Origin of the sequence: Klebsiella sp. K5-45, from assembly GCF_030128605.1 — a bacterium.
GTDB classification, from domain to species: Bacteria; Pseudomonadota; Gammaproteobacteria; order Enterobacterales; family Enterobacteriaceae; genus Klebsiella; species Klebsiella quasipneumoniae.
On record NZ_JAKUZW010000001.1, the window covers coordinates 210,045 to 223,201 of the forward strand.

Here is a 13,157-nt window from a genome sequence, read left to right on the forward strand (position 1 = left end):
AGAGAGTCATGAAAGTAACGCTGCCGGAGTTTGAACGTGCAGGAGTGTTGGTGGTGGGTGATGTGATGCTGGACCGCTACTGGTACGGCCCCACCAGTCGTATTTCCCCGGAAGCCCCGGTGCCGGTGGTGAAGGTGGAAAATATCGAAGAACGTCCCGGCGGCGCGGCAAACGTAGCGATGAACATCGCCTCCCTGGGGGCAACGTCGCGCCTGGTGGGATTGACCGGGATTGATGACGCCGCTCGCGCGCTGAGCCAGGCGCTGGCCAACGTCAATGTGAAGTGCGACTTCGTCTCCGTCCCGACTCACCCGACCATCACCAAGCTGCGGGTGCTGTCGCGCAACCAGCAGCTGATCCGCCTCGACTTTGAAGAGGGCTTCTCCGGCGTTGATCCGCAGCCGATGCACGAGCGCATTCAGCAGGCGCTGGGCGCCATTGGCGCGCTGGTTCTCTCGGATTACGCCAAAGGGGCGCTGACCAGCGTCCAGACGATGATCAAGCTCGCCCGTGAAGCAGGCGTGCCGGTGCTGATCGATCCGAAAGGCACCGATTTCGAACGCTATCGCGGCGCAACGCTGCTCACCCCGAACCTCTCTGAGTTTGAAGCGGTGGTGGGCAAGTGCCAGGATGAAGCGGAGATCGTTGAGCGCGGCATGAAGCTTATCGCCGAATTCGAACTGTCAGCGCTGCTGGTGACGCGCTCAGAGCAGGGGATGACGCTGCTGCAGCCGGGGCGTCCGCCGCTGCATATGCCGACCCAGGCTCAGGAAGTGTACGATGTCACCGGCGCCGGCGACACGGTGATTGGCGTACTGGCGGCGACCCTGGCGTCCGGCAACACCCTGGAAGAGGCCTGCTATTTCGCTAACGCCGCGGCGGGCGTGGTGGTCGGTAAGCTGGGAACCTCCACCGTTTCTCCTGTCGAACTGGAAAATGCGGTTCGCGGCCGGGCTGAGACCGGCTTCGGCGTGATGAGCGAAGCGGAACTCAAACAGGCGGTAGCGGCCGCGCGCAAGCGCGGCGAGAAAGTGGTCATGACCAACGGCGTCTTCGACATTCTGCACGCCGGCCATGTCTCCTATCTGGCGAATGCGCGCAAACTGGGCGACCGTCTGATCGTGGCGGTCAACAGCGATGCCTCCACCAAACGACTGAAAGGCGAAACCCGCCCGGTAAACCCGCTGGAGCAGCGGATGATCGTGCTGGGGGCGCTGGAGGCGGTCGACTGGGTGGTCTCCTTCGAAGAAGATACACCGCAGCGCCTGATTGCCGGGATCCTGCCGGATCTGCTGGTGAAAGGCGGCGACTACAAACCGGAGCAGATCGCCGGCAGTGAAGAGGTCTGGGCGAACGGTGGCGAAGTGCTGGTGCTCAACTTTGAAGATGGTTGCTCAACCACCAACATTATTAAGAAAATACAAAAAGATAGCGAAAAATAACCGTTTCGTTATTCCCCCGCCATAACGGTGCGGCATCACGGCCTGCGATAGCGATATCGCGGGCCGTTTTTATTTAATGATGTGGAAAATGATTTGGCGCAATAAATAATCATATTAAGCGCATTTTTCGTACAAATGGCGTTAAGGTAAGCGTAAATACTGAAGTGAGTAAAAGGCATATGACTGATCAGAACATCCACCGCTGAAGGAGTATGCGCATGAACCATAACGACATGTATTCAATGAAGAATTTTGATTTTTTGGCGCGGAGTTTCGCCAGAATGCACGCCCAGGGCCAGCCAGTTGATCTTCAGGCCATTGTCGGCAATATGGATGAAGAACATCGTGAATGGTTTTGCCAGCGCTATGAACTGTACTGTCGTCAGGTGAACAGCCCGGCGGAAGCCGCACACTAAGCCAACGCAAACGGGCCCCTGAGGGCCCGTTTTTTTACTGCTGCTCTTCGCTGCCAGGCGTCGTCGCCGGGCGGTTTTCGAGGTCATTCAGGCGCTGTTCCAGCAGCGCCAGTTTTTCGCGGGTCCGCAGCAGAACCTGAGTCTGCACGTCAAACTCTTCGCGGCTAACCAGGTCCAGACGGGTCAGCTGCGACTGCAGCACCTGGCGGATTTTCTTTTCAACATCCTCACCCAGATCGCGAAGTCCTTTTGGCATCGACTCATGGACCTGGCGGGCGATTTGTTCAATTTTTTTCGGGTCAATCATGGTGGTTTCCTGCTCGGGTCGGATGATTGATCATTGTAGTGCGAACCAGGCCGCCTATAAACCAGAAATGTTTGAAGCTTATGCATTGCCGAGGATAGTCAATAGCGTTATAGTTATCTCGCTTATTCTCAGGGCGGGGCGAAATTCCCCACCGGCGGTAAATCAACCATGGCGTTGAAAGCCCGCGAGCGCTTCCCGTGACTACGGGAAGGTCAGCAGATCCGGTGTAATTCCGGGGCCGACGGTTAAAGTCCGGATGGGAGAGAGTAACGGCACAGTCGGGCCCAGGCCCGCTCGCGTTGACTTTTGCCGCTAAACCGGCGCTCCTAAGACTGCCCTGATTCTGGTAACCATAATTTTAATGAGGTTTTTTTACCATGAATCAGACGCTCCTTTCTTCTTTTGGTACCGCTTTTGAACGTGTGGAACACGCTTTGGACGCTCTGCGCGAAGGCCGCGGCGTGATGGTGCTTGACGATGAAGACCGTGAAAACGAAGGCGATATGATCTTCGCCGCCGAAACCATGACCGTAGAGCAGATGGCGCTGACCATTCGTCACGGCAGCGGCATTGTGTGCCTGTGCCTGACTGAAGATCGCCGCAAACAGCTGGATCTGCCGATGATGGTGGAGAACAACACCAGCGCCTACGGCACCGGCTTTACCGTCACCATCGAAGCGGCGGAAGGCGTGACCACCGGCGTTTCCGCTGCTGACCGCGTGACCACCGTCCGCGCGGCGATTGCCGACGGCGCGAAACCTTCCGATCTCAACCGTCCTGGCCACGTTTTCCCGCTGCGGGCGCAGCCGGGCGGCGTACTGACCCGCGGCGGCCATACCGAAGCCACTATTGACCTCGTGACCCTCGCTGGCTTCAAACCGGCAGGCGTGCTGTGCGAGCTGACCAATGACGATGGCACCATGGCGCGCGCGCCGGAGTGCATCGCGTTCGCTCAGCAGCACAATATGGCGGTGGTCACGATTGAAGATCTGGTGGCCTATCGTCGCGAACATGAGCGTAAAGCCAGCTAATCAGCGGCTCACAACGCCAGTGAAAACAGCCCGCTTATTAGTGGGCTGTTTTGTTTCTGTGCCTTAACCGATGCCCATCGTCTGGAGCACCACCAGACTCAGCCCCATCACCGACATCCCGCACAGGACGCCATAGCTCGGGTTGCTTTGCGGATCGATCTCTTTCGCCAGCGGCATCAGTTCATCGACCGACAGCGCCACCATAATCCCGGCGACGGCGGCCATGATTGCGCCCATGACCATCGGCGAGACCAGGCTACCCAGAATCAGCCACGCCAGCACGCCGCCCAAAATCTCCGCCATGCCGGAAAGACCGGCCCAGAGCACCGCCTTACTGCGCGATCCGGTGGCGGCATATACCGGCCCGGCAACGGCCAGTCCTTCAGGAATATTGTGCAGGGCGACGGCAAGCGCCACTCCCATGCCAAGCTCGAGGTTGTTGCTGGCCGTGACATAGGTGGCGATCCCTTCCGGAAAGTTATGCAGGCTGATACCCAACGTCAGTAGAATGGCGGTGCGGCGTAAATTGCGCGGGCGCGGCGCGGCGGGGGTCATCAAATCCTGCGGGTGGGCATGCGGCAGCAGGCGATCGAGACCAAAGTAGCCCAGCAGGCCGAAAACAAACATTCCGTAGCCGAGCAGCGGCGACATGTCCTCGGCGGCCAGCGCGGCAGGCAGCATTTCCATCAACGAAATCAACAGCATGATCCCGGCGGCAAAGCCGAGGGAGAAGCCCAGCAGGCGGTTAGAGGGTTTCTGGCCAATCACGCCGAAAATGGCGCCTATAAAGGTTGCGCTACCGGCTAACAGCGTCAATATTAAGGGTGATGACATCGCTTCTCTCCCTGCGAAAAAAGTGCATAGGAGTATATTGCCTGAGGATGCGCGTACGGGACAGCTCCCTTTACCGCGAATTACATTCAAATTTTCTGACGATCATCATCATGGTTATCTGAGTTTATCCTGGCGCAAAAGCGCGTAATGTGAGCACATCACATTGACACCCTAAGGATATCATCATGTCCCGTACCCGAATGCCCGCGTTGTTTCTCGGCCATGGCAGCCCAATGAACGTGCTGGAAGACAACCGCTATACCCGCGCCTGGGCTCACCTGGGCGAAACCCTGCCGCGTCCGAAAGCGATCGTGGTGGTCTCTGCGCACTGGTTCACCCGCGGTACGGGCGTGACGGCGATGGAGGCCCCGAAGACCATTCACGACTTCGGCGGTTTCCCGCAGGCGCTGTATGACACCCATTACCCGGCGCCGGGCTCCCCGGCGCTGGCGCAACGGCTGGTGGAGCTGCTCTCGCCGGTGCCGGTCACTCTCGATAAAGAAGCCTGGGGATTTGACCATGGCTCGTGGGGCGTGCTGATCAAGATGTATCCGCATGCGGATATCCCGATGGTTCAGCTGAGCATCGACAGCACCAAACCGCCGGCCTGGCATCTCGAAATGGGGCGAAAGCTGGCCTCGCTGCGTGATGAAGGGATTATGCTGGTGGCCAGTGGCAACGTGGTGCACAACCTGCGTACCGCCCGCTGGCATGGCGAGAACACGCCGTATCCGTGGGCGGAGTCCTTCAACAACTACGTGAAGGCGAATCTGCAGTGGCAGGGCCCGGACGATCAGCACCCGCTGGTTAACTACCTGGCACACGAAGGGGGCTCGCTCTCCAACCCCACGGCGGAGCATTTCCTGCCGCTGTTATACGTGCTGGGGGCATGGGATGGCGTGGAGGCGATTTCGACCCCGGTCGATGGCATCGAGATGGGCTCGCTGAGTATGCTGTCGGTGGTGGTTGGCGCCTGATAAAAATTGAGCTCCGGCGGCGATATCGTCGCCGGAGCGCGACATTATTCGACGAAAATGTGCGGATAGAAACGCGACAGATCCTGGGTAATCAGCGCCCGGTCTTCACGAATGCCGATCCCGGCGGGCTGATCGTTGATGAGCCAGCTGCCAATCAGCGTGTAGCTGTCACCAAACTTCGGCAGCGGGTAAAATTCCTGCACGATAGTGCCTTCTTCCCCATACGGACCTTCCACCGACTCCACCACCTTGCCCTGTTCAACGATCGATACGTTGGCGCCTTCGCGAGAGAAGATCGGCTTAATGACGTACTTCTCCATCTCCGGATGGGCATCTTCGCTGAAGTAAGCCGCCAGCAGATTTGGGTGATTGGGGAACATTTCCCACAGCATCGGCAGCAGCGCTTTGTTGGAGATGATGCTCTTCCACGCCGGCTCCAGCCAGCGAACGCCGGCGTCTTCCAGCTTGGTGGAGAACATCTCCCGCAGCATAAACTCCCACGGATAGAGCTTGAACAGGTTGCCAATCACCTGATCCTGGAGATCGGTAAACTGGCCTTTTTCACCCAGCCCAATATCTTCGATGTAGAGGAATTCCGTCGCCAGCCCCGCCTCGGCGGCGCAATCCTGCAGATATTGCACGGTGCCGCGATCTTCAACGGTATCGCGGCAGCAGGCCATATGCAGCAGCTGGAAGCCAAACTGCTCGCGCAGCTCACCGAAGCGATCGATCAGCTTCTCCTGCAGGCTATTGAACTGGTCGCTGCCCGCCGGCAGCTTGCCGGCGTTGAGCTGGTCTTCCAGCCAGATCCACTGGAAGAAGGCCGCTTCATACAGCGAGGTTGGCGTGTCGGCATTGTTCTCCAGCAGCTTCGGCTCGCCGACGCCATCCCAGGCCAGGTCGAGACGTGAGTAAAGTGACGGCTGGTTGGTTTTCCACGACTGGCGCACAAAGCCCCAGGTGTGTTTAGGGATGCGGAATTTGGCCATCAGCTCATCGCTGGCGATCACTTTTTCCACCACCTGAAGACACATCTGATGCAGCTCGGCGGTGACCTCCTCCAGCTTTTCCACCTGGGCGAGGCTCAGCTTGTAATAAGCCTCTTCGCTCCAGTAGGGCTCGCCGTACATGGTGTGGAAGTTGAAGCCGTATTCGGTCGCTTTCTCGCGCCAGTCCGGGCGCTCGGTAATGCTGACTCTTTCCATGTTGCTTAGCCGCCCATTGAGCGAGAAGAAGAGCTTGAGCCTGCGGCGCTACGCTGCATAGTCGACTGCTTCGCCACCGACTCGCCGAAGCCCCCGCGGGTGACGGTCGTGGTGGTTGCCGGTTTCGGCGCCATCGCGGTTTTCGGCACGTTCATGGTGCGGCCCGGCTGGGCGGCGCCATAGCTCTTACCGCTGGCGTCAGTGTACTGACCGTAGGCCGGGCTGGCAGGGTTTTTGGAGCTGAACAGCGGCTGCTGTTGCGCCATGCCGCCGCCCATCAGGCGGCCCATCATGTAGCCGGCCATCAGCGGCATCCAGAAGCTGCCGCTGCTTTGCGCCTGGGCCTGGTTTTCCGGGGCGACGCCCGCCTGGGCAGGCGTTTGCTGGCACTGACCTTCGCCAAACTCGGCGACGCAGTCTTCGCGGGTGGCATATTTCGGCGCGGTGCGCTCTGCCTCTTTCACCGCGTTGGTGTAGGCCGTGGTGCATTCGGCTGCTTTGCCCGGGTTGGCGGCGGAGCAGTCATCGGCGTTCTGGTACAGCGAGACCGTTTCGTCGCTTTTTTCACAACCGGCAAGCATAAAGACCGCGGTGACGGCCAGGGCGACCGGCGTCAGGTGGCGTGCGCTCCAGCTTTTGCGGAACGACGAATGATTAATATTTTTTGTCCGTTTCATATTTGTCTTCCAGGACCCAGTGGTATGGCGTGTGTTAACGCTCAGGATAGAGGATGAGTGGTGGAAAATGAAGCGAAGAGGGGCGCTAAGCGGGGGATCTTTACGTTGCCTTACGTTTAACGCATCGCCTGTCCGACGGACAGGCGATGCGCGTCACAGTATGAAAATTACTGACGGAACGGATTGCTGCCGCTGCTATGGGTCGTCGTCCGTGCGGACGCCGGCTTCATAGCCGCAGTCGTGTTGCCGTAACCATCGGCAGTAGCATCCTGCTGCGGATTTTCCGGCGCGACGCTGTCGGCAGAGGTCGAGATCGGTTTGCCCAAGGTATTGTTCAGGGCGATCAGATCCTGCTCGTTCAGCGTACCTAACGCCGACTTGATGTTCAGCTCGTTGATCAGGTAGTTGTAGCGCGCATTAGAGAGCTGCTGTTTGGCGTTGTACAGCGTGGTGGTGGCGTCGAGGACGTCAACGATAGTACGGGTACCCACCGAGTAGCCAGCTTCCATCGCATCCAGGGAGCTTTGCGCAGAGACCACCGCCTGTTTGTAGGCGTTGATGCTGCTGATAGAGGCATTCACGTTGTTAAACGAAGAACGCACGGTCTGGACCACGCTGCGGTGAGCGCTTTCCAGCTGCTCGCTGGCGCCGACGAAATTGTACTGCGCCTGTTTGACCTGCGAGTTAACCATCCCGCCCTGGTACAGCGGCAGGGAGAAGCTCAGGCCGATTTTATTCTGACCGATATCAGCATCTTGCGAGATGCTTTTTGAGCCGCTGTAGCGGTTGTTGGAAACGCCAGACGAGGCGTTTAAATCCAGGGTCGGCAAATGGCCGTCCTGCGCCTGGCGAATCTGCTCGCGGGCCAGGTCCTGATTCAGACGCGCCTGCAGCAGCGACAGGTTGCGGTTCTCCGCTTCCTTCAGCAGGGCGTTCACCGCCTGCGGTTTGCTGGTTTTGAAGCCGTCTACGTTCAGGGAGGCCAGCTCCGGGTAGTAGTTGCCGGTAACCTGGCGCAGTTCTTCCACGGCGTTGTCGAGATCGTTACGCGCGGTCACTTCGTTCGCCAGCACGGCGTCGTATTGTGAGCGGGCGTTCTGCACGTCGGTGATCGCCACCAGACCGACGTTAAAGCGCTGGGTGGTTTGATCCAACTGACGGTAAATAGCCTGTTTCTGCGCTTCGGTATAAGAGAGCGTATCGATGGCGGCCAGCACTTTGAAATAGGCCGTCGCGGTATTCAGAATCAGCGTTTGCTGATCGGTCTGATACGTGACATCCTGAATGCCTGCCGCTTTTTCCTGCAGCGTCAGGGCGCGCCATTTCGACATATCAAACAGAACCTGCGTTAACTGCAGCGAGCCGCTGGTGACGTTAGAATTCTGGTCTTTATAATCACGGAAGCCGCTGGTATAGGTATAATCCGCTCCCAGCCCGAGCTGAGGCAGTAATGGACTGCGCGCTTCGTTGATCTTTTCGAATGCGGCGTCACGATCGGCTGCCGATTTACGCAGATCGGGGTTGCTGATGCGCGCCTGCTGGTAAACCTGAAGCAGGTTTTCCGCCTGGCTCATGGCGCTGAACCCGGTCAGGCTCAGGCCGATAAGAATGGGGAGCAATTTCTTCATTTGCATTCCTTGTTGTGAAGCATTTAGCGCTGGTCTAATTCTAAGAAAAATTCCGCTGATTGTATCGATTCTGCCGCCGTAAAAAGTTGGCGTTACGTGCCATCCGGCGGTAATTTGCACCAATCTAACATACGGACCGTAAAACGGTAGCCAAACGGTCTGGAAATCCCTCATTTCGGATTAGCAGGACATAACAATGAGCAAACCCATCCACCAGGGAATTACCTTCTCCAAAAATGATGTAGAAATTATTGCACGCGAAACGCTGTATCGTGGTTTTTTTTCACTCGATTTATACCGTTTTCGCCACCGCCTGTTTAACGGCGGCATGAGCGGCGAAGTCACCCGTGAAATTTTTGAGCGCGGGCATGCCGCCGTCTTGCTACCCTTTGACCCGGTGCGGGACGAAGTGGTGCTGGTCGAACAAATCCGTATCGCCGCCTATGATACCAGCGAGAGCCCTTGGCTGCTGGAAATGGTCGCCGGCATGATCGAGGCGGGTGAGACGGTGGAAGATGTCGCCCGTCGGGAAGCGCTGGAAGAGGCCGGGCTTGAAGTTGGGCGGACGAAACCAATATTAAGCTATCTGGCCAGTCCTGGCGGCACCAGTGAACGGTTATCGATCCTGGTGGGCGAAGTTGATGCATCGACGGCAAAAGGCATTCACGGCCTGGCCGAGGAAAATGAGGATATTCGGGTGCATGTGGTAAGCCGGGAACAGGCTTACCAGTGGGTAGAAGAGGGGAAAATCGACAACGCAGCCTCTGTCATCGCCTTGCAATGGCTGCAATTGCATTATCACAATTTACGAAACGAGTGGACAAAATGAAGCGTTATACACCTGACTTCCCTGAGATGATGCGCCTGTGCGAGACCAATTTCGCCCAGTTGCGCCGCCTGTTGCCGCGAACGGATGCAGCGGGTGAGAAGGTGAGCTATCAGGTGGGAAGCGCGCAATATCGGTTAACGATAACGGAATCAACCCGCTACACTACTCTGGTGGCGATAGAGCAGACTCTGCCAGCGGTGAGCTACTGGAGTCTGCCATCCATGACCGTTCGCCTCTACCATGACGCCATGGTGGCCGAAGTGTGTTCGAGTCAGCAGATCTTTCGCTTCAAAGCGCGATATGATTATCCTAATAAAAAGTTGCATCAACGCGACGAAAAGCATCAAATTAACCAGTTTCTGGCCGACTGGCTGCGTTACTGTTTAGCACATGGAGCGATGGCGATTCCGGTTTGTTAGCGTCGTTAAACCTAAGGACACCATTTGGAAAGCCTGTTAAACCTACCTCTGGCTGGTGAGGCCAGAGTCAGGATCTTACAAATTACTGATACTCACCTGTTTGCTGAAAAACATGAAACGTTGTTAGGCATCAATACCTGGGAAAGCTATCAGGCCGTACTGTCGGCCATTCATGCCTCACAGCGTCCATGCGATTTGATTGTCGCAACAGGCGATCTGGCGCAGGATCACTCCTCCGCGGCCTACCAGCATTTTGCTGAGGGCATCGCGAGTTTTGCTGCACCCTGCGTCTGGCTACCGGGCAACCATGATTTCCAGCCGGCGATGTACAGCACCCTGCAGGAGTCGGGTATTTCCCCCGCCAAGCGCGTGTTTCTCGGCGACCACTGGCAGATCCTGCTGCTGGACAGCCAGGTGTTTGGCGTTCCCCATGGCGAGCTGAGCGACTTCCAGCTGGAATGGCTCGAACATAAGCTGGCGGAGGCGCCGGAGCGTTATACCTTACTTCTGCTGCATCATCATCCGCTGCCGGCCGGCTGCAGCTGGCTGGATCAACACAGTCTGCGCAACGCCGGCGCGCTGGACAGCGCGCTGAGCGCCTGGCCGCGGGTGAAGCATCTGCTGTGCGGCCATATTCATCAGGAACTGGATCTCGACTGGAATGGCCGACGTATGATGGCGACGCCGTCGACCTGCGTTCAGTTCAAGCCGCACTGCGCCAATTTCACCCTCGATACGGTGTCGCCGGGCTGGCGCTGGCTGGAGCTTCACCCTGACGGAACGCTGACCACCGAAGTGTGCCGCCTGGAAGGCGCGGCGTTTCATCCGGATATTGCTTCAGAAGGCTACTGATGGCGACGCTTCTTTATCTGCACGGCTTTAACAGTTCCCCGCGCTCGGCGAAGGCGACGGCGTTAAAGACCTGGCTGGCGCAGCACTATCCTGAGATCGCCATGGTGGTGCCTGAGCTGCCGCCTTACCCGGCGGAAACGGCGGAGCTGCTGGAGTCCATCGTGCTGGAGCACGGCGGCGAGCCGCTGGGGGTCGTAGGGTCGTCGCTGGGCGGCTACTACGCCACCTGGCTGTCGCAATGCTTTATGCTGCCAGCGGTCGTGGTTAACCCGGCGGTGCGGCCGTTTGAGCTGCTGAACAATTTTCTCGGCCACAATGAGAATCCGTACACCGGGCAGCAATATGTGCTAGAGTCTCGCCATATTTACGATCTCAAAGTCATGCAAATCGACCCGCTCGAAGCGCCGGATTTACTCTGGCTGCTGCAGCAGACCGGGGATGAAGTGCTTGATTACCGCCAGGCCGTTCATTACTACGCCTCCTGCCGGCAGACGGTGGAGGAGGGCGGTAATCACGCATTTGTCGGCTTTGACGATCATTTCACTCAGATTATCGAATTTCTCGGCCTGCGCTAAACGGCCCTGAACGACCTACGAATACACACCATGACGCAATCTTCATATAACGCTGATGCCATTGAGGTACTCACCGGGCTAGAGCCGGTGCGCCGCCGTCCGGGCATGTATACCGACACCACCCGTCCTAACCATCTTGGTCAGGAAGTGATTGATAACAGTGTGGACGAAGCGCTGGCAGGCCACGCCAAACGCGTGGAAGTGATCCTTCACGCCGACCAGTCCCTCGAGGTGATTGACGACGGGCGCGGGATGCCGGTCGACATTCACCCGGAAGAGGGGGTGCCGGCGGTTGAGCTGATCCTCTGCCGACTGCACGCGGGCGGTAAGTTTTCCAACAAAAACTACCAGTTTTCCGGCGGCCTGCACGGGGTGGGGATTTCGGTGGTCAACGCCCTGTCTAAACGCGTGGAGGTCAACGTGCGTCGCGACGGTCAGGTCTACAGCATCGCCTTTGAGAATGGTGAGAAAGCAGAAGACCTGCACGTCACCGGCACCTGCGGTAAACGCAACACCGGGACCAGCGTCCATTTCTGGCCTGACGAAAGCTTCTTCGATAGTCCGCGCTTCTCCGTTTCGCGTTTGACCCACTTGTTAAAAGCGAAAGCGGTGCTGTGCCCGGGCGTGGAAATTGTTTTCCGCGATCAGGTCAACAACAGCGAGCAGAGCTGGTGCTATGCCGATGGCCTTAACGACTACCTTAGCGAAGCGGTGAACGGCCTGCCGCTGCTGCCGGAAAAACCCTTCGTCGGCACCTTCTCCGGTGAGACGGAGGCAGTGGACTGGGCGCTGCTGTGGCTGCCGGAAGGCGGCGAGCTGCTGACCGAGAGTTATGTCAACCTGATCCCGACCATGCAGGGCGGGACGCACGTCAACGGCCTGCGCCAGGGGCTGCTGGACGCGATGCGTGAGTTCTGCGAGTACCGTAATATTCTGCCGCGCGGGGTGAAACTGTCGGCGGAAGATATCTGGGATCGCTGCGCCTACGTGCTGTCGGTGAAGATGCAGGATCCGCAGTTCGCCGGGCAAACCAAAGAGCGCCTGTCGTCGCGTCAGTGCGCGGCGTTCGTCTCCGGCGTGGTGAAAGACGCCTTCAGCCTGTGGCTGAACCAGAACGTGCAGGCTGCGGAGCTGCTGGCGGAGATGGCCATCTCCAGCGCCCAGCGTCGTCTGCGCGCCGCCAAGAAAGTGGTGCGCAAAAAGCTGACCAGCGGTCCGGCGCTGCCGGGTAAGCTGGCCGACTGCACCGCCCAGGATCTGAACCGTACCGAACTGTTCCTCGTCGAAGGGGACTCGGCGGGCGGGTCAGCCAAGCAGGCGCGCGATCGTGAATATCAGGCGATCATGCCGCTGAAAGGCAAGATCCTTAATACCTGGGAAGTCTCTTCCGATGAAGTGTTAGCTTCGCAAGAAGTGCACGACATTTCGGTGGCGATTGGTATTGACCCGGATAGCGATGATTTAAGCCAGCTGCGCTACGGCAAAATTTGTATCCTGGCGGATGCGGACTCCGATGGCCTGCACATTGCCACGCTGCTGTGCGCGCTGTTCGTGAGACATTTCCGGACTCTGGTGAAAGAGGGGCACGTCTACGTGGCGCTGCCGCCGCTGTACCGTATCGACCTCGGCAAAGAGGTTTACTACGCGCTAACGGAAGAAGAAAAGACCGGCGTGCTGGAGCAGCTGAAGCGCAAGAAAGGCAAGCCAAACGTCCAGCGCTTTAAAGGTCTCGGCGAGATGAACCCGATGCAGCTGCGGGAAACTACCCTCGACCCAAATACCCGCCGCCTGGTGCAGCTGGTGATCAGCGATGAGGATGAGCAGCAGACCACGGCGATGATGGATATGCTGTTGGCCAAGAAGCGTTCTGAAGACCGTCGCAACTGGCTGCAGGAGAAGGGCGATATGGCGGACCTGGAAGTGTAAGACCGCACGCTGCGCCAGACGTAAAAGGGAGCCTCAGGC

14 protein-coding genes, 1 pseudogene and 1 riboswitch are annotated in these 13,157 nt (G+C 58.2%); of the genes and pseudogenes, 9 read left to right on the top strand and 6 right to left on the bottom strand.

Features of this window, described 5'->3' with window-relative positions; all coding sequences use genetic code 11:
* The first annotated feature begins 8 nt into the window (after nucleotides 1–8).
* On the top strand, nucleotides 9–1,442 hold the full coding sequence (gene hldE, locus MKS11_RS01090; RefSeq protein ID WP_017899743.1) for a bifunctional D-glycero-beta-D-manno-heptose-7-phosphate kinase/D-glycero-beta-D-manno-heptose 1-phosphate adenylyltransferase HldE: 1,434 nt from the start codon (nucleotides 9–11) through the stop codon (nucleotides 1,440–1,442).
* Nucleotides 1,443–1,522: 80 nt separating this feature from the next.
* Here the strand turns inward: hldE and MKS11_RS01095 are convergent.
* Nucleotides 1,523–1,669, bottom strand: a pseudogene (locus MKS11_RS01095) (hypothetical protein); the annotation flags it as partial.
* Here MKS11_RS01095 and glgS point away from each other — a divergent pair.
* A complete protein-coding gene (gene glgS, locus MKS11_RS01100) occupies nucleotides 1,661–1,858 on the top strand; it encodes a cell surface composition regulator GlgS (RefSeq protein WP_004205248.1) in 198 nt (65 codons plus the stop codon). The pseudogene MKS11_RS01095 and the gene glgS overlap by 9 nt on opposite strands.
* Nucleotides 1,859–1,892: 34 nt before the next feature.
* Here glgS and ubiK read toward each other — a convergent pair whose 3' ends face one another.
* On the bottom strand, nucleotides 1,893–2,165 hold the full coding sequence (gene ubiK / locus MKS11_RS01105) for a ubiquinone biosynthesis accessory factor UbiK (RefSeq protein ID WP_049015101.1): 273 nt from the start codon (nucleotides 2,163–2,165) through the stop codon (nucleotides 1,893–1,895).
* Between the two features lie 120 nt (nucleotides 2,166–2,285).
* Nucleotides 2,286–2,437: riboswitch (FMN riboswitch) on the top strand.
* A 105-nt stretch (nucleotides 2,438–2,542) separates the two neighbouring features.
* Here ubiK and ribB point away from each other — a divergent pair.
* Nucleotides 2,543–3,196, top strand: a complete 654-nt coding sequence (ribB, locus tag MKS11_RS01110; protein ID WP_017899745.1) for a 3,4-dihydroxy-2-butanone-4-phosphate synthase — start codon at nucleotides 2,543–2,545, stop codon at nucleotides 3,194–3,196.
* 63 nt (nucleotides 3,197–3,259) lie between these two features.
* Here ribB and zupT read toward each other — a convergent pair whose 3' ends face one another.
* Nucleotides 3,260–4,030 carry a zinc transporter ZupT gene (gene zupT / locus MKS11_RS01115; protein ID WP_017899746.1) on the bottom strand — a complete coding sequence of 257 codons (771 nt, stop codon included), beginning with the start codon at nucleotides 4,028–4,030 and terminating at the stop codon, nucleotides 3,260–3,262.
* Nucleotides 4,031–4,215: 185 nt separating this feature from the next.
* On the opposite strand from zupT, the gene ygiD reads away from it, so the two are divergent.
* Nucleotides 4,216–5,007 (top strand): 4,5-DOPA dioxygenase extradiol, encoded by a 792-nt coding sequence (gene ygiD / locus MKS11_RS01120; protein WP_049093667.1) that lies wholly within the window; start codon nucleotides 4,216–4,218, stop codon nucleotides 5,005–5,007.
* A 44-nt stretch (nucleotides 5,008–5,051) separates the two neighbouring features.
* Here ygiD and MKS11_RS01125 read toward each other — a convergent pair whose 3' ends face one another.
* The 3 genes from MKS11_RS01125 to tolC form a co-directional block, all read right to left on the bottom strand.
* A complete protein-coding gene (locus tag MKS11_RS01125; RefSeq protein WP_017899748.1) occupies nucleotides 5,052–6,212 on the bottom strand; it encodes a glutathionylspermidine synthase family protein in 1,161 nt (386 codons plus the stop codon).
* 5 nt (nucleotides 6,213–6,217) lie between these two features.
* Nucleotides 6,218–6,889 (bottom strand): DUF1190 family protein, encoded by a 672-nt coding sequence (locus MKS11_RS01130; protein WP_284109350.1) that lies wholly within the window; start codon nucleotides 6,887–6,889, stop codon nucleotides 6,218–6,220.
* Between the two features lie 167 nt (nucleotides 6,890–7,056).
* Nucleotides 7,057–8,517 carry an outer membrane channel protein TolC gene (tolC, locus tag MKS11_RS01135; RefSeq protein ID WP_004205242.1) on the bottom strand — a complete coding sequence of 487 codons (1,461 nt, stop codon included), beginning with the start codon at nucleotides 8,515–8,517 and terminating at the stop codon, nucleotides 7,057–7,059.
* A gap of 196 nt (nucleotides 8,518–8,713) precedes the next feature.
* Here tolC and nudF point away from each other — a divergent pair, with 196 nt between their 5' ends.
* Genes nudF through parE form a run of 5 tightly spaced genes read left to right on the top strand, consistent with a single transcriptional unit; the run spans nucleotide 8,714 to nucleotide 13,118 of the window.
* Nucleotides 8,714–9,346, top strand: coding sequence for an ADP-ribose diphosphatase (gene nudF / locus MKS11_RS01140; RefSeq protein ID WP_004205241.1), 633 nt, complete (start codon nucleotides 8,714–8,716; stop codon nucleotides 9,344–9,346).
* Nucleotides 9,343–9,765, top strand: coding sequence for a DUF1249 family protein (locus MKS11_RS01145; protein WP_004205239.1), 423 nt, complete (start codon nucleotides 9,343–9,345; stop codon nucleotides 9,763–9,765). The genes nudF and MKS11_RS01145 overlap by 4 nt, the downstream gene beginning before the upstream one ends.
* Nucleotides 9,766–9,789: 24 nt before the next feature.
* A complete protein-coding gene (gene cpdA, locus MKS11_RS01150; RefSeq protein ID WP_004205237.1) occupies nucleotides 9,790–10,617 on the top strand; it encodes a 3',5'-cyclic-AMP phosphodiesterase in 828 nt (275 codons plus the stop codon).
* Nucleotides 10,617–11,192: an esterase YqiA gene (yqiA, locus tag MKS11_RS01155; RefSeq protein WP_004205236.1), complete on the top strand. Its 576-nt coding sequence runs from the start codon at nucleotides 10,617–10,619 to the stop codon at nucleotides 11,190–11,192. The genes cpdA and yqiA overlap by 1 nt, the downstream gene beginning before the upstream one ends.
* 30 nt (nucleotides 11,193–11,222) lie before the next feature.
* Nucleotides 11,223–13,118, top strand: a complete 1,896-nt coding sequence (gene parE / locus MKS11_RS01160) for a DNA topoisomerase IV subunit B (protein ID WP_087770941.1) — start codon at nucleotides 11,223–11,225, stop codon at nucleotides 13,116–13,118.
* The last annotated feature ends 39 nt before the right edge of the window (nucleotides 13,119–13,157 follow it).